This is a genomic window from Klebsiella sp. GW_Kp182 (assembly GCF_040062275.1).
Lineage (GTDB): Bacteria > Pseudomonadota > Gammaproteobacteria > Enterobacterales > Enterobacteriaceae > Klebsiella > Klebsiella michiganensis.
The window spans coordinates 208157-224106 of the sequence record NZ_JBEAFQ010000005.1; the positions used below are offsets into that span (position 1 = coordinate 208157).

The window sequence follows — 15950 nt, forward strand, 5'->3', positions numbered from 1 at the left end:
GTAACACCCTGAATTCTCCCTTATGCCGAGGGCTTATTTTGCGGCTCATCGGCGATGTCACCGGTATGCCGTCCCTCTTCCGTTCCTTGCCAGCCGTGACGCTGAACCAGCGATAAATGATTGCGGTCTTCGTTGATAATGCCGGTCAGCATATCGCTGGTGCGCTTGAATACCGCCACCCGGGAAGCCGAGTCGTTTTCCGCCATCGCCACCATCTCTTCCACCATTTGCAGATTGAAACGGCGGAACAGATCGGCCCGTTCGCGGGCCTCGTAGGCGCCCAGGCCCAGCGCCTCCAGCGTCATGCGTCCGGACTTCAGCGCCGCTTCGAAGGTTTCACGCTCCGGCGCTTCGACCCCGGCCTGGCGCAGCTTGATGTAATGATCGACATCGCGGGCGCGGGAGATGATCTGCAGATGCGGGAAATGTTCTTTTGCCAGCTCCGTCAGCTGCAGGTTCGTCTGCGGATCGTCGATGGCGTTAATCAGCACTTCCGCCTTTTCCGCCCCCGCCGACTCCAGCAGGTCCACCCGCGTCGCATCGCCGTAGAACACCTTCATATCAAATTTACGCAGGGTGTCGACGTGGTCAGGATCGTGATCGAGAATCACCATCTTCACCCCGCTGGAGAGCAGTACGCGGCCGGCGATCTGCCCGTAACGACCAAAGCCGGCGATAATCACCCGCGGCTGCTCTTCGTCAATTTCATCGGCTTCGCGCTCCTGGCCGCTGGCGGATTTCTCCAGGCGGGTCAGCAGCACCAGCAGGATTGGCGTGGCCGCCATTGATAGCGCCACCGCGAGGGTCAGCGCCTTCGCCCATTCGCCGTCCAGGACATCGGCCATCTGCGCCGCGCCGAAGACCACAAAGGCGAATTCGCTCCCCTGCCCCAGCAGCACCGCAAACCAGCGGCGCTGGGCGCGCGGAACGCCTAACGGCCGGGCGATCAGCCACAGCATCAGGGATTTAATGACCAGGAATCCCACCAGCAGAATCAGGATCCGCAGCGGATGCGTCACCAGGGTACCGAAGTCGATAGACATCCCGACGCCGATAAAAAACAGCCCCAGCAGCAGGCCCTTAAACGGTTCAATATCGCTCTCCAGGGCGTGGCGGTACTCCGAGCTCGCCAGCAGCACGCCGGCGAGGAAGGCCCCCATCGCCATCGACAGCCCGACCTCTTCCAGCAGCAGCCCGAAGCCAAACACCAGGAACAGCGCCACGGCGCTGAAGACTTCACGCAGGCCGGAGCGCGCGACAAAACGCAGCATCGGCCGGGTCAGATAGCGTCCGAGCGCCACCACCAGCGCCAGCGCGCCCGCCACTTTCAGGGCCGAGAGCGCAAACGCGCCCAGCGTCGTCGAGCCGCCGCTCGCCGCCAGCAGCGGGATCATCGCCACCAGAGGAATGGCGGCGATATCCTGGAACAGCAGCACCGCAAAGGCGCTGCGGCCCAGCTGGGTAACCGTCAGGTTACGTTCGTTCATCGCCTGCATTGCGATCGCCGTTGAGGAGAGCGCCAGGGTCATACCAATCAGCTCGGCAACCTGCCAGCGCAGACCCAGCGACATGCAGAACAGGCCAATCAGCACGCCGCAGACGACCATCTGCAGCGCCCCGCCGCCGAACACCGAGGCGCGCAGTTTCCACAGCCGCTGGGGATCGAGCTCAAGACCGATAACAAAAAGCATCAGCACCACGCCGATTTCCGCAAAGTGCAGAATCGACTCGGCGTCGGTGACCAGCCGCAGCCCCCACGGGCCAATAATACAGCCGGCAATTAAGTAGCCAAGCACCGACCCCAGCCCAAGGCGTACGGCAATCGGCACGATCAGCGCGGCGGATCCTAAATAGATCAGCGCCTGTATCAGCGTATGGCTATCCATTATTGTGCGCCTCCTGCCATTCGATTAAACGTTGACGGTAGTGGCGCGCCTGCGCCTGAAGGGTTTCGTCATCGCAGATAAAAGTGCAATGCATCGCGAACGGCGGCAGCCATTTCATGCCGCAATACAGCGCGGTCGCCTGCAGCGGCTGCGCCAGGACGTCGAAACCGGGAAAGGAACCAATATCAAAGTGGCTTTCGCCGCCGCCGGTGGTCACCGCCCACATCAGCGATTTACCGCGCAGCGCGATACCGTTGTGCCCGTATGCCCAGCCGTGCGCCAGCACTTTGTCCATCCACAGCTTGAGCAGCGGCGGCACGCTGTACCACTGCATCGGATGCTGCCAGATGACCAGATCGGCACGGGCCAGCGCCGCCTGCTCGGCAGCGATATCGATATTGAAATCGGGGTAAAGTTGATAGAGAGAGCGTATCTCGACGCCGTCAAGCGTCCCTGCCTGCTCAAGCATCCGCTTATTCGCATGCGAGTGCTGCGGATAAGGGTGCGCATAAATTATGAGGATCATTGATTAGCCTGCGTTAGCTCTTGTTGTAATCAGCAAGAGTGTAGACAGTTAATCGAACCGCTTACAGTGATAAGTGTGATTTATCTCTCGTTCAGGGCGAGGATCGGTCAGGCAAGCGTGACCCCGCGGTACGGGGCCGTGGATAACGCTTAGTTATCCAGTTCGTCCATGGACTTAACCTGATCGCGATTGATCTGCTCGGTGCGGCCGGTTTCCGCGTTTTTGTAGGACACCAGGCCAGTGTCGTCATCCACCTGCGGTTTGCCATCGGTGACAATGGTTTTACCGTCGGTCGTTTTTAGCGACTGATTAGATGAACAGCCGGCCACGGTGAAAAGTGCGGCAGCGGCGAAGATAGCAGCGGTGAGGGGCTTGTTGTGCATGGTGTTTCTCTCCCGTTATTAAGAGCCTATCCCATTAGGACTATTTCACTTGCCATTTTGGACCTGGGCAGTGCTCGAAATCCTCACGTACTACATGTACGCTCCGGTTTCTCCGCGCTGTCCGTATCCAAACTGGCTGCGCCAATAACGCCTACTGGGATAGGCTCTAAGTCATATTCATTATCACCCTAACCCCTTTAGGCTAGCTGACTGTCCGGCGAGAGAAAACCAGAACTCTCCGAAGTGGCCTGTTAACGCCGATCCCCCTGTTTTTGTTCGACGTTCAGCGCCGCGGGGAGCGTCACTTTATTCCGCCCAGGCTTATCGTCACGCAAAAAAAAGCGCCTCCGGCGTGGCCACCGGAGGCGCTTTTACTGGCAGATAATATTACTTTTTAATCTGCGCGTGCATTTCCTGCACCGAGGTCACTTTTTCCATCGCATTGGCATTCAGCGCCATTGCGGTCGCGAAACCGCCGTTCAGCGTGGTGTCGTAGTGCACTTTGTATTGCAGGGCGCTGCGGCGAATCAGCTTGGAGTCTTCAATCGCCTGGCGGCCCGCGGTGGTGTTGATGATGTAGGTGTATTCGCCATTCTTGATGCGGTCCTGAATGTGCGGACGGCCTTCATGCACCTTGTTCACCAGACGCGGGTTGATGCCGGCTTCGCCCAGCACAATCGCGGTACCGTGGGTCGCATCCAGCTCGAAACCAAACTTCAGCAGTTTTGCCGCCAGATCCACCACGCGCTCTTTGTCGCCTTCGCGAACGGAGAGCAGCGCGCGTCCCTGTTTCTTCATCGTCGAGTTGCTGCCCAGCTGCGCCTTGGCGAACGCTTCCGCGAAGGTGCGACCTACGCCCATGACTTCACCGGTAGAGCGCATTTCTGGCCCTAACAGCGGGTCGACGCCCGGGAATTTGTTAAACGGCAGCACCACCTCTTTCACTGAATAGTACGGTGGGATGATCTCTTTCGTGACGCCCTGCTGAGCCAGCGTTTTCCCGGCCATCACGCGCGCCGCGACTTTCGCCAGCGGTACGCCGGTGGCTTTCGAGACGAACGGGACGGTACGCGCCGCGCGCGGGTTGACTTCAATCAGGTAGACTTCGTTGTTTTTGACCGCAAACTGCACGTTCATCAGGCCGCGCACCTGCAGCTCAAAGGCCAGCTTCTGCACCTGCTCGCGCATCACGTCCTGAATTTCCTGGCTCAGGGTGTAGGCCGGCAGCGAACACGCGGAGTCGCCGGAGTGCACGCCCGCCTGCTCAATATGCTCCATGATACCGCCAATCAGCACCATTTCGCCGTCGCAGATCGCATCGACGTCGACTTCAACCGCATCGTCAAGGAAGCGGTCCAGCAGCACCGGCGCATCGTTAGAGACGCTGACGGCGGTCTGGAAGTAGCGACGCAGGTCGATTTCGTCGTAGACGATTTCCATCGCGCGGCCGCCGAGAACGTAGGACGGACGCACCACCAGCGGGTAGCCAATCTCTTTCGCCTTTTCGACCGCCATTTCGATCGCGGTCACGGTGGCGTTCGCCGGCTGCTTCAGCTTCAGGCGGTCAACCGCGTGCTGGAAGCGCTCGCGGTCTTCCGCACGGTCGATAGCATCCGGGCTGGTGCCGATAACCGGCACGCCTGCCGCTTCCAGCGCGCGCGCCAGCTTCAGCGGCGTCTGGCCGCCGTACTGCACGATAACGCCTTTCGGCTTCTCAATGCGCACGATTTCCAGCACGTCTTCCAGCGTCACCGGCTCAAAGTAGAGGCGGTCGGAGGTGTCGTAGTCGGTAGAGACGGTTTCCGGGTTACAGTTGACCATAATGGTCTCGTAGCCGTCTTCGCGCAGCGCCAGAGAGGCATGGACGCAGCAGTAGTCGAACTCGATGCCCTGGCCGATACGGTTCGGGCCGCCGCCGAGCACCATGATTTTGTCGCGGTCAACGGACGGGTTGGCTTCGCACTCGTCTTCATAAGTGGAGTACATGTAGGCGGTGTCGGTAGCGAATTCCGCCGCGCAGGTATCCACGCGCTTGTAGACCGGGTGCAGGTCATACTGGTCGCGCAGCTTGCGGATTTCCGCTTCGCGCACGCCAGCCAGCTTCGCCAGACGCGCATCGGCAAAGCCTTTACGCTTGAGCTGACGCAGGAAGTCGGCGTCGAGGCCGGTAATACCGACTTCAGCCACTTTCTCTTCCAGACGCACCAGCTCTTCAATCTGCACCAGGAACCAGCGGTCGATATTGGTCAGGTTGAACACGCCATCAACGGAGAGGCCCGCGCGGAAAGCGTCAGCGATGTACCAGATACGCTCAGCGCCCGCGTCTTTCAGCTCGCGGCGAATCTTGGTCAACGCTTCCGGGTCATCGAGGCTCACTTTCGGGTCGAAACCGGTAGCGCCCACTTCCAGGCCGCGCAGCGCTTTCTGCAGGGACTCCTGCTGGGTACGGCCAATCGCCATCACTTCGCCCACCGACTTCATCTGGGTGGTCAGACGGTCGTTCGCGCCGACGAATTTTTCAAAGTTGAAGCGTGGGATTTTGGTCACGACGTAGTCGATGGACGGCTCAAACGACGCCGGGGTGCGGCCGCCGGTGATATCGTTCATCAGCTCATCAAGGGTGTAACCAACCGCCAGCTTCGCCGCCACTTTAGCGATCGGGAAGCCGGTGGCTTTCGAGGCCAGCGCCGAGGAGCGGGAGACGCGCGGGTTCATTTCGATAACGATCAGGCGACCATCTTTCGGGTTCACCGAGAACTGAACGTTGGAACCGCCGGTCTCTACGCCGATTTCACGCAGTACCGCCATCGAGGCGTTACGCATGATTTGGTACTCTTTGTCGGTCAGGGTCTGCGCCGGCGCCACGGTGATGGAGTCGCCGGTGTGGATGCCCATCGCGTCGAAGTTTTCGATGGAGCAGACGATGATGCAGTTGTCGTTTTTATCACGCACCACTTCCATCTCGTACTCTTTCCAGCCGATCAGCGATTCATCAATCAGCAGCTCGTTGGTCGGCGAGAGATCCAGACCGCGTTCGCAGATCTCTTCGAACTCTTCGCGGTTGTAGGCGATACCGCCGCCGGTGCCGCCCATCGTAAAGGACGGACGGATGATGCACGGGAAGCCAACTTCAGCGGCAACCGCCAGCGCTTCTTCCATGGTATGCGCGATACCGGAACGCGCGGTATCGAGACCGATTTTCTTCATCGCCACGTCGAAACGGCGGCGGTCTTCGGCTTTATCAATCGCGTCGGCGGTCGCGCCAATCATGGTCACGCCGAACTCGGCCAGCACGCCCTGACGCTCCAGCTCCAGCGCGCAGTTCAGCGCCGTCTGGCCGCCCATGGTCGGCAGAACCGCATCCGGACGCTCTTTCTCAATGATCTTGCGCACCACTTCCCAGTGAATCGGCTCGATGTAGGTGGCATCGGCCATTTCCGGGTCGGTCATGATAGTGGCCGGGTTAGAGTTCACCAGAATAACGCGGTAGCCCTCTTCGCGCAGCGCTTTACACGCCTGGGCGCCGGAGTAGTCAAACTCGCACGCCTGACCGATAACAATCGGGCCCGCGCCCAGAATCAGGATGCTTTTTATATCTGTACGTTTTGGCATGGCTCTCTTAACTCCTGATTATTTCGCGGACTGACGGTACTGCTCAATTAATTCGATAAAATGGTCGAACAGCGGTGCGGCATCGTGCGGGCCGGGGCTCGCCTCCGGATGTCCCTGGAAGCTGAACGCCGGTTTATCGGTACGGTGAATCCCCTGCAGGGTGCCGTCGAACAGCGACTTGTGGGTCACGCGCAGATGGGCGGGCATAGACGCCTCATCCACCGCAAAGCCGTGGTTCTGCGCGGTGATCATCACCACGTTATTATCAATATCTTTTACCGGATGGTTGCCGCCGTGGTGGCCGAACTTCATCTTCACGGTCTTCGCGCCGCTCGCCAGGGCCAGCAGCTGGTGGCCGAGGCAGATGCCGAATACCGGAATATCGGTCTCCAGGAACTTCTCAATCGCTGCGATAGCGTAGTCGCAGGGCGCCGGGTCGCCGGGACCGTTGGACAGGAAGATACCGTCCGGATTCATCTTCAGCACCTCTTCAGCGGAGGTCTTTGCCGGCACCACCGTCAGACGGCAGCCGCGATCGACCAGCATGCGCAGGATGTTGCGCTTGGCACCGAAATCGTAGGCCACCACGTGGAACGGCAGCTCGCTTTCCGCTTTAGCTTCCGGCAGGTCGCCCGCCAGCGTCCAGCTCCCCTGCGTCCAGCTGTAGGTTTCTGCGGTGGTCACTTCCTTCGCCAGATCCATGCCGTTGAGGCCCGGGAACGCTTTCGCTTTTTCCAGCGCCAGCTGCGCATCCGGGCTATCGCCGGCGATGATGCAGCCGTTCTGCGCGCCTTTTTCGCGCAGCAGGCGGGTCAGCTTACGGGTATCGATATCGGCAATCGCCACGATATTGTGGCGCTTCAGATAAGAAGAGAGGTCTTCGGTATTGCGGAAGTTGCTGGCAATCAGCGGCAGATCGCGAATGACCAGACCCTGCGCATGTACCTGAGAAGATTCTTCATCGGCGGCATTGGTGCCGACGTTGCCGATATGGGGATAAGTTAGAGTGACGATTTGGCGGGAATAGGAAGGATCAGTGAGGATTTCTTGATAACCGGTCATTGAAGTATTGAAAACGACTTCCCCAACCGCCGTGCCGGTAGCCCCAATGGCCCGACCGTGAAACTGGGTTCCGTCTTCCAGAACCAATAGCGCTGACTTAATCAAAACACCCTCCAGAGAATATCCACTCACTTTATTTGCATATTAATTCATAATGTAGATCTGAATCAATGCAAATCTGTTGCCCGCAGAATTTTGGCAAACGGCGGCATTCTGGAGAGATGGCGGGTAAAAGTCAACTTAAAGCGGATATTTTTAATCTTGTTTCAGGCCACTATTCAGTAATACCTGCCTTAACGGGCAAAAAGATCACCTAACTCGCCCGGGAAAACGCTTGCGGAGGAGGATGTTTGTAAAATCGCCGGGCAGGGATTGAAAAAGTAGACCATATGGTCAAAATTTACAATAAAACAACAAAAACAAGGCGGATAAGATAGTATTTTTCAGGCTTGGCGATAAAAAAAACGGTTAAACACCAAAAATAAAAAAGGGCAATAAAACATTGCCCTTTGCAATCAATTACTTATTGAAAGCAATAACCACATCACGATGGGTAATAATCGTTATAAAGAGTTCAATTCAAGCACATCACGCATATCAAAAAGACCGTTTTTCTTGCCTTTTAGCCATAATGCAGAACGAACGGCACCATTTGCAAAAGTCATCCGGCTGGAAGCCTTATGGCTGATCTCAATACGTTCGCCGATATCCGCAAACATCGCCGTATGTTCGCCGACGATATCCCCGGCGCGCACGGTCGCAAAGCCGATGGTGCCGGGAACGCGTTCGCCGGTATAGCCTTCGCGACTGTAGACCGCACACGCTTTCAGATCTTTATCCAGCGCTCCGGCAATCGCCTCGCCCATCGCCAGCGCCGTACCCGATGGCGCATCCACTTTGTGACGATGATGCGCTTCGATAATCTCAATATCGGTATAGTCGCCCATCACCTTCGCCGCTTTTTCCAGCAGCTTAAGCATCACGTTGACGCCGACGCTGAAGTTGGCGGCAAACACGATGGCGATCTCCTGCGAAGCGTCGCGAATCGCCTGCTTCCCGGCGTCGTCAAACCCGGTGGTACCGATAACCATGCCTTTGCCGTGTTGACGGCAAAACGCAAGATGGGCCAGCGTGCCTTCCGGGCGGGTAAAATCGATGAAAACGTCAAAATCGTCTTTTACCGCCTCAAGGCTGCTTTGCACCACCACCCCTGACCTGCCCGCGCCCGCCAGCTCGCCCGCATCGCTGCCGAGCAGCGAGGAACCTTCGCGCTCCAGCGCCGCGCCAAGCGCCGCGCCGTCCATCTGCTGTACCGCCTGAATTAACTGGCGTCCCATCCGGCCGCCCGCGCCCGCGATGGCCACGCGGATTTGTGCATCATGCATAGCTATTCTCTTTTGTTAACACTACGTAAATTGTTTTCAGAGTAACCAGCTCATTGATGGGCCGCTACTCAAAAACACCGATAATTAGAAATTTATGACAAACTGCCGCCGATATCAGTAAAAACTATAAGATTGTGCCGGGAATTTGCCGTGGAGTAGTGAGAAGCGAGGAGCGCGCGCAGTCCGCAACCCCGGCCCGGCCCTGTATAGCCAATCCGGGGAATACGGCGACAGAAAAGCAGCGATTAGTGCAGGAACAGCTCGCCGGCCGGGAAGCCGGACAGGAACCAGGTGACCGCCAGCAGGTCGGCGCTGCCGCCCGGGCTAAGGTGGCGAATAATCAGCTCATCATCCAGCCGGCGCAGCGCCTCCAGCCCGCCGTCGGTCAGCACCCCGCCTTCCCACAGCAGCTTTTGCGCCTGCTGCTGCACAAAATTGAGCCCTTCCAGCCCGCCGCGCGACACCAGATTGGTATCGTCATTCCAGGCCATCAGGTGCAGCAGAGTCTGCAGTAACGCCAGATTGGTATCGCCGGTGTCCGCCATAACGCGATTGAAGACCGGCATCGCCTGGGTGCGCACGGTGCGAAAGCCGCTTTCCGCTTCGCCTCTGGCGCCGGAGAGCCCGTAGCGCAGGAAATGCTCTTCGCCTTTACTGACCTTCATTCCTTCTGGAGAGGAGAGCTCGCGCCCGACCAGGCCGCGGCAGAAGCGGGCCACCCGATCGCAAACCCGGTGCTGTTCAACCGGCTCCCCTCTGGCCACCAGCCTTCCCGCCGCCGCGCTGAGCAGGCCAAAAGCGAAGATCGCGCCGCGATGGGTATTCACCCCGCCGGTAGCCTCCAGCATATCCGTCTCGCACGCCATGCCCACCGGACGCAGCATCGTCAATACCTGCTCCGGCGTGATATTGGCCGTGTCGTGGCCCATAATGAAAAACTTCTCCATCCATGGCGCGACAGCCGCCGTGCTGGCCTCAAAAGAGGCCAGATCCATATCCCGATGCGCGCCGGCGTTACGAATATCCACCAGGCCCGGTTTCGGCGTCAGGCGGACTTCGGTCAGCAGCGCCCGTTCCACGCGAGAAACCATCTCCTCCGCCGTCACCGTTTGACGGCTCAACGGGCGACGCTGGCTTATCATCACTTCGCTCATGCCTTTCTCCTCAGCGCGTTTAACCGGCGCTTTTAACCTGATGAATGACATCAATCACTGACCCGTCGCGATAGCGCACCACGGCCACCACCCGATCGGTGAAGGCGATCGGGTCAGGCTTGCCGGTCAACAGTTCGGCGCGCTGCTGCAGCTCTTCAATGGTCAGCAGCGGGATACCCGCGTTACGCAGGTTATCAATCAGGTCCTGACGCGCCGGGTTGACGGCGATACCGTGATCGGTGACCAGCACATCCACGCTGGCGCCCGGCGTCACGCGAGTCAGCACCTTCTCCACCACGCACGGGATGCGCCCACGCACCAGCGGCGCGGTGATAATGGTTAAATCCGCGCCCGCTGCCGTATCGCTGTGGCCGCCGGACGCGCCGCGCAGCACGCCGTTGGAGCCGGTCATCACGTTAACGTTGAATCCGGTATCGATCTCCAGCGCGCTCAGCATCACCACGTTCAGGCGTTCGCAGGAGACGCCTTTCGAACCGGGATTGGCGTACTGATTAGCGGAAATTTCAATATGGTTAGGGTTATTGGCCAGCGAACGCGCGGCATCGCCGTCAAAAGACTGGGTATCCAGCAGCGCTTTGATCAGCCCCTTTTCGTGCAGATCGACCATCGTGCCGGTGATCCCGCCCAGACCAAAGCTGGCGGTAATGTTGTTACGACGCATCTTATCTTCGAGGAAACGGGTCACCGCCAGCGATGCGCCGCCGGTCCCCGTCTGCAAAGAGAAACCGTCTTTGAAATAGCCAGAGTGTTCGATCACCTTCGCCGCCTGGCGGGCGATCAGCAGTTCGCGCGGGTTGCTGGTCAAACGGATCGCCCCGGCGGTGATTTTCGCCGGATCGCCGACCTCATCGACCTGCACGATCAGATCCACCCGATCCTGGGCGATGCTGGCCGGATAGTTTGGATAATCTACCCACTCTTCGGTGAGCAGCACCACGCATCCGGCGGCCTCGGCATCCACTCTGGCGTAGCCCAGCGATCCGCAGCGGGATTTACCGCTAAAGCCGTTGGCGTTGCCATATTCATCGCAGCACGGCACGCCGAGGAACGCCACATCAATGCGTAGCTCACCGGTTTGCACTAAATGCGCCCGGCCGCCGTGAGAGTGGATTTGTACCGGGTTTTCCATCAGGCCGGCGGAGATCGCTTCGCCCAGCTTACCGCGCAGACCCGAGGTGTAAATCTGCCGGATCACGCCATTCTTAATATGCTCAATCAGCGGCCAGTGGGCATCGATAAGCGAGCTTGAAGCCAGCGTCAGATCGCGAAAACCCATCTCAGCCAGCTTCGCCACCACCATATTGACCACCTTGTCGCCGCCGCGGAAGGCGTGGTGAAAAGAGATGGTCATGCCGTTTTGCAGCCCGGAACGGCGAATCGCCTCCTCCAGCGAGGCGCAGATTTTACGCTGCCGCTTTTCGCTTTCGCTGGCCAGCCACGGGCTCTGCGCCGTCACGCCCGCATAGGGCGCTAATCCTTCCGGCATCACGTACTGCTGATTAAGCATTGCTACGGTCTCTTTCATTATTTACTCCTTAATCACGAATGCCGGAAGCCGACAGCGCCACGACTTTGCGCGCATGATCGATAATCGGTCCATCTATCATCTTGCCGTTCAGCGATACCACGCCCAGACCGCGCGCTTCCGCCTCTTCCGCCGCCGCGATCACCTCCCGCGCATGTTCAACGTCTTTCAGCGTGGGGGCATAAACCTGGTGCAGCAGCTCAATCTGGCGCGGGTTGACCAGCGATTTACCGTTAAAGCCGAGATTCTTCGCCAGATTCGCTTCCGCGAGGAAACCCTCTTCATTGTTAATATCCGACCACACCACGTCGTACGCCGCGATGCCGGCGACGCGCGCCGCGTGCAGCACCGCGCAGCGGGCGTAAAACAGCTCGGTGCCGTCACCGCGGCTGGTGCCCATATCCATAACGTAATCGAAGGCCGCCAGCGCGATGGCCGACAGGCGCGGGCTGGCGCGAGCGATCTCAACCGCGTTCACTACGCCCAGCGCCGACTCTATCGCCGCCATTAATTTCGTGCTGCCCACTTCCCGGCCGCATTCGCGCTCAATCCGCTCGACCTGCGCTTCCAGCTCATGGATATCTTCTTTGCTATCGGTTTTCGGCAGGCGCACCATATCGACGCCCGCGCGCACCACCGCCTCAAGGTCGGCGAGACCAAACGGCGTGCTGAGCGGATTAATGCGCACCACGGTTTCCACGTCCCGGTAGAGCGGATGCTGTAGCGCATGATGCACCAGCAGGCGGGCGGTATCTTTTTCACGGAGCGAGACGGCATCTTCGAGATCGAACATCACCGCGTCAGCGCCGTAAACAAATGAGGTGCTTAACATCGCGGCGTTGGCGCCGGGGATAAACAGCATACTGCGACGAGGTTTCATAGCTGACTCCAGTGCGGTTGAGATTGTTGCGCCGCGCGCAGCGCCGCGGCCTGAACGCGAGCCTTCAGTACGCATTCGAGCGCGCCTTTATCATCGACGACGACGTTCGCCCGGGTAACGCCAAGCTGCGTCAGCGTCTCTCTGACCACCCGCTCAATCGCCGCGCCAAACTGCTGCTTCACAATGCTGTCGATTTCAAGCTGAATACCTGGCTCATTCGCAGGCCCGATCCTGACCATCACATCGCTGGATTCCAGCGTGCCGGCCAGGGCGTCAATCATCATTTCCATAGAGGCTGATCCTTAGTTATGGAGGTAAATCAGGCGGTTTGGTGTTCGCTTTCCGCCAGATGCATCAGAAAAGAGAGGGTTCCCGGCGGCACCAGCGGCGCAATCGACGACCACTGGCGCTGCTGATACAGCCTGCGCACCCGGGAAGCGGAAATGGGCGCGCCCTCTTTCTCAACCCGCGCCAGCTCAACCACCTGAATCGCCGGCGCGTCGCCGGGCGCTTCCAGCAGCTGGCGCATGCGCTGGTTGTAGCGACGGGTTAATTCACACAGCGGTTCGCTGCCGACAAAGCGGTGGGTCACGCCCAGCGCCGGGGCTAAACGTTCGCGAAAGAGCTGCAGATCGATCTGGCTGTGGCAATCGTCAACCACGCCTTTGTCTTTCAGGAAGTAGCCGGGAAAAGTGGCGCGCGAGATCAGATAGGCCGACCCCGGATGCAGGGTCACGTTGGCGATCCCGGCGATCCCCTGTTCAATCAGCGCCACGCGATCGCGGTAGCGGAAAAACGAAGCATCTTCCTTCACCACGAACAGATGCAGCCAGTCGCAGCGTTGAGCCGCCTGCTCCACCAGCCAACGATGCCCCAGGGTAAAGGGATTGGCGTTCATCACGATGGCGCCGATTTTTTCGCCGGGCTGACGATACATCGTAAGCTGGCGGCAATAGCGGGCCAGACGTTCGCGGCTATTTTCCATTAACACGGCCTGCTCCCCCGCGCGGGCGATAGGCCAGAACCCGGCGCAGGAGAAGAGCTCCGCGTTATAGGGTTTAGTGAACAGAAACAGCTCGCTGCGGCCCAGCTCATACGCCAGGGTCATCAGTTCAGTCAGCAGCTTCAGGCTGAGCCCTTCCCCCTGCAGCGACGGGTCGACGGCAATACACTTCAGAACGCATCCGGCAATGGCGCCGCAGCCGACAATGCGCCGCTGGTACTCGACGATAATCGCCCATTCGCAGTCCGCCTCCAGCGAGAGCTGGTGCTGATGAAGAAAGAGGTCAACGGCCTCTCGCCGCCGGGGGTCGAGCTGTACCGCGACGCGTTTTACTATCAGATTCATTTTTTTCGCGCTTCATTGACCAAAACGAGCTGTATTTCGCCATCGTTCCCGCAGCGGTTCTTTTATTTCAATCACATTTTTCCGCGTACCTTAATTGGCTTTATGGTTTTTATGTTGTTAATTAATTCAGAAGAATAAAAACAATTAAATTAATTAAAAACACGACTAATCAGTGAAGATAATCACATATCGCCGGGGAACATATTTATTATTATGCCGCCGTCCTATTATTGTTTTTTCTAACGGCATTAATACACAAAATCATTCAAGTTGCATCGAGGCGGTAACTGAATGAATCCCCAGGAGCTTACGCATAGTAAGTGACTGGAGTGAGTGAAGGCTGCCAACAAAGAGGCAGCTTGAAGGATGATGTGTATATTCCTTTTTTTAACAGGGTGACGTCATATGACTAATATGAGCCAGGCTCCATCTGCGGAGAAAAAAGGGGTTAGCGATATTCTGGGGTTTAAAATCTTCGGCATGCCGCTACCGCTTTACGCCTTTGCGTTAATCACTTTACTACTTTCACACTTTTATAATGCCCTGCCGACCGACATTGTTGGTGGCTTCGCGATCATGTTTATTATTGGCGCCGTTTTTGGCGAAATTGGCAAACGCCTGCCAATCTTCAATAAATATATTGGCGGCGCGCCGGTGATGATCTTCCTCGTGGCCGCCTATTTCGTTTACGCCGGCATTTTCACCCAGAAAGAAATTGATGCAATCACTAATGTGATGGATAAAAGTAACTTCCTGAACTTATTCATCGCAGTATTGATTACCGGCGCAATCCTCTCGGTTAACCGTAAGCTGCTGTTGAAATCGCTGCTGGGTTATATTCCGACGATCCTTATGGGGATCCTCGGCGCATCCATCTTCGGGATTATCATTGGCCTGTGCTTCGGTATCTCCATCGACCGCATCATGATGCTGTACGTCCTGCCGATTATGGGCGGCGGCAACGGCGCGGGCGCGGTGCCGCTGTCTGAAATTTATCACTCCGTCACCGGCCGTTCGCGTGAAGAGTACTACTCCACCGCGATTGCTATCCTGACCATCGCCAACATCTTTGCCATCGTCTTTGCCGCGCTGCTCGATATTATCGGTAAAAAACACACCTGGCTGAGCGGTGAAGGCGAACTGGTGCGTAAAGCCTCCTTTAAAGTCGACGACGATGAAAAAGCGGGCCAGATTACCCATCGCGAAACCGCCGTCGGCCTGGTGCTCGCCACCACCTGTTTCCTGCTGGCCTACGTTATTGCCAAGAAAATTTTGCCAAGCATTGGCGGCGTCTCTATCCACTATTTCGCCTGGATGGTGCTGATCGTCGCGGCGCTGAACGCTTCCGGCCTCTGCTCGCCGGAGATCAAAGCCGGGGCCAAACGCTTGTCTGACTTCTTCTCTAAGCAGCTGCTGTGGGTACTGATGGTCGGCGTCGGCGTGTGCTACACCGACCTGCAGGAAATTATCGACGCGATTACCTTCGCGAACGTCATCATCGCGGCGGTGATCGTGGTGGGTGCGGTCGTCGGCGCAGCCGTCGGCGGCTGGATGATTGGCTTCTTCCCGATTGAGTCCGCGATCACCGCCGGTCTGTGCATGGCCAACCGCGGCGGCTCGGGCGACCTGGAAGTGCTCTCGGCCTGTAACCGTATGAATCTTATATCTTATGCGCAAATCTCCTCCCGTCTGGGCGGCGGTATTGTGCTGGTCATTGCCAGCATCGTGTTCGGCATGATGATGTAACCAACACGCACGATGGCGATGTTTGAGCGTCAACCACAGCGGTGCTTTTTAGGGTCCAGAGCCGGGGGCGGCTTCGGGAAATCCACCCTACTCCTTAGCCGGAAGTATCGTTTGGTTAGCCTTCAGGCACGCCGTCGTGCCCTTACTTTAGGGTCTTTCAATGACTGAAGCTGTACTGCTGGGTGAAGGCTTCACCCTGATGTTTCTCGGCATGGGGTTCGTGCTGGCGTTTCTGTTCCTGCTGATTTTCGCCATCCGCGGCATGTCCGCCGCCGTCAACCGCTTCTTCCCGGAACCGGCCCCAGCGCCGAAGGCCGCGCCCGCTGACGACTTCGCCCGCTTAAAGCCGGTGATTGCCGCCGCTATCCACCACCATCGCCGACTTAACCCTTAATTCACGGAGGAATCCATGACCGTTGCCA

Annotated in this window: 13 protein-coding genes; 2 read left to right on the top strand and 11 right to left on the bottom strand. The window is 58.1% G+C overall.

All coding sequences use genetic code 11. From position 1 onward, the window contains the following. Window positions 1–20: 20 nt before the first annotated feature. From kefC to citC, 11 genes are all read right to left on the bottom strand, one after another. The gene (gene kefC, locus ABLU88_RS07575) at window positions 21–1886 is read right to left on the bottom strand and encodes a glutathione-regulated potassium-efflux system protein KefC (RefSeq protein ID WP_348836271.1); all 1866 of its coding nucleotides are present in this window, start codon (window positions 1884–1886) and stop codon (window positions 21–23) included. Beyond that, window positions 1879–2412 (bottom strand): glutathione-regulated potassium-efflux system oxidoreductase KefF, encoded by a 534-nt coding sequence (kefF, locus tag ABLU88_RS07580; protein ID WP_004098522.1) that lies wholly within the window; start codon window positions 2410–2412, stop codon window positions 1879–1881. The genes kefC and kefF overlap by 8 nt, the downstream gene beginning before the upstream one ends. Before the next feature lie 149 nt (window positions 2413–2561). After that, on the bottom strand, window positions 2562–2795 hold the full coding sequence (locus ABLU88_RS07585; RefSeq protein WP_014227888.1) for a YgdI/YgdR family lipoprotein: 234 nt from the start codon (window positions 2793–2795) through the stop codon (window positions 2562–2564). Between the two features lie 387 nt (window positions 2796–3182). Then, on the bottom strand, window positions 3183–6407 hold the full coding sequence (gene carB / locus ABLU88_RS07590; protein ID WP_014837385.1) for a carbamoyl-phosphate synthase large subunit: 3225 nt from the start codon (window positions 6405–6407) through the stop codon (window positions 3183–3185). An 18-nt stretch (window positions 6408–6425) separates the two neighbouring features. Further along, the gene (gene carA, locus ABLU88_RS07595) at window positions 6426–7574 is read right to left on the bottom strand and encodes a glutamine-hydrolyzing carbamoyl-phosphate synthase small subunit (protein ID WP_014837384.1); all 1149 of its coding nucleotides are present in this window, start codon (window positions 7572–7574) and stop codon (window positions 6426–6428) included. 458 nt (window positions 7575–8032) lie between these two features. Beyond that, entirely contained in the window at window positions 8033–8854 is an 822-nt protein-coding gene (dapB, locus tag ABLU88_RS07600; RefSeq protein ID WP_004098517.1) for a 4-hydroxy-tetrahydrodipicolinate reductase, read from the bottom strand. A gap of 245 nt (window positions 8855–9099) precedes the next feature. Beyond that, on the bottom strand, window positions 9100–10008 hold the full coding sequence (gene citG, locus ABLU88_RS07605) for a triphosphoribosyl-dephospho-CoA synthase CitG (protein ID WP_064380148.1): 909 nt from the start codon (window positions 10006–10008) through the stop codon (window positions 9100–9102). Between the two features lie 19 nt (window positions 10009–10027). Beyond that, a complete protein-coding gene (gene citF / locus ABLU88_RS07610) occupies window positions 10028–11554 on the bottom strand; it encodes a citrate lyase subunit alpha (RefSeq protein ID WP_085520376.1) in 1527 nt (508 codons plus the stop codon). Between the two features lie 10 nt (window positions 11555–11564). Then, entirely contained in the window at window positions 11565–12434 is an 870-nt protein-coding gene (gene citE, locus ABLU88_RS07615) for a citrate (pro-3S)-lyase subunit beta (protein WP_025106468.1), read from the bottom strand. Beyond that, entirely contained in the window at window positions 12431–12724 is a 294-nt protein-coding gene (citD, locus tag ABLU88_RS07620; RefSeq protein ID WP_014227881.1) for a citrate lyase acyl carrier protein, read from the bottom strand. Before citD ends, citE begins: the two co-directional genes overlap by 4 nt. 29 nt (window positions 12725–12753) lie before the next feature. Beyond that, on the bottom strand, window positions 12754–13782 hold the full coding sequence (gene citC / locus ABLU88_RS07625; RefSeq protein WP_047724528.1) for a [citrate (pro-3S)-lyase] ligase: 1029 nt from the start codon (window positions 13780–13782) through the stop codon (window positions 12754–12756). Between the two features lie 405 nt (window positions 13783–14187). Between citC and citS the strand changes: the two genes are divergently transcribed. After that, window positions 14188–15528 carry a citrate/sodium symporter CitS gene (gene citS / locus ABLU88_RS07630; RefSeq protein WP_014837380.1) on the top strand — a complete coding sequence of 447 codons (1341 nt, stop codon included), beginning with the start codon at window positions 14188–14190 and terminating at the stop codon, window positions 15526–15528. 160 nt (window positions 15529–15688) lie between these two features. Further along, window positions 15689–15922 carry an oxaloacetate decarboxylase subunit gamma gene (locus ABLU88_RS07635; RefSeq protein WP_254539688.1) on the top strand — a complete coding sequence of 78 codons (234 nt, stop codon included), beginning with the start codon at window positions 15689–15691 and terminating at the stop codon, window positions 15920–15922. Window positions 15923–15950: the final 28 nt, after the last annotated feature.

What these genes read in the sequence shown, in the direction of transcription:
- kefC (WP_348836271.1), bottom strand. Translation starts at nt 1,886, where the DNA reads ATGGATAGCCATACGCTGATACAGGCGCTGATCTATTTAGGATCCGCC.
- kefF (WP_004098522.1), bottom strand. Translation starts at nt 2,412, where the DNA reads ATGATCCTCATAATTTATGCGCACCCTTATCCGCAGCACTCGCATGCG.
- ABLU88_RS07585 (WP_014227888.1), bottom strand. Translation starts at nt 2,795, where the DNA reads ATGCACAACAAGCCCCTCACCGCTGCTATCTTCGCCGCTGCCGCACTT.
- carB (WP_014837385.1), bottom strand. Translation starts at nt 6,407, where the DNA reads ATGCCAAAACGTACAGATATAAAAAGCATCCTGATTCTGGGCGCGGGC.
- dapB (WP_004098517.1), bottom strand. Translation starts at nt 8,854, where the DNA reads ATGCATGATGCACAAATCCGCGTGGCCATCGCGGGCGCGGGCGGCCGG.
- citG (WP_064380148.1), bottom strand. Translation starts at nt 10,008, where the DNA reads ATGAGCGAAGTGATGATAAGCCAGCGTCGCCCGTTGAGCCGTCAAACG.
- citF (WP_085520376.1), bottom strand. Translation starts at nt 11,554, where the DNA reads ATGAAAGAGACCGTAGCAATGCTTAATCAGCAGTACGTGATGCCGGAA.
- citE (WP_025106468.1), bottom strand. Translation starts at nt 12,434, where the DNA reads ATGAAACCTCGTCGCAGTATGCTGTTTATCCCCGGCGCCAACGCCGCG.
- citD (WP_014227881.1), bottom strand. Translation starts at nt 12,724, where the DNA reads ATGGAAATGATGATTGACGCCCTGGCCGGCACGCTGGAATCCAGCGAT.
- citC (WP_047724528.1), bottom strand. Translation starts at nt 13,782, where the DNA reads ATGAATCTGATAGTAAAACGCGTCGCGGTACAGCTCGACCCCCGGCGG.
- citS (WP_014837380.1), top strand. Translation starts at nt 14,188, where the DNA reads ATGACTAATATGAGCCAGGCTCCATCTGCGGAGAAAAAAGGGGTTAGC.
- ABLU88_RS07635 (WP_254539688.1), top strand. Translation starts at nt 15,689, where the DNA reads ATGACTGAAGCTGTACTGCTGGGTGAAGGCTTCACCCTGATGTTTCTC.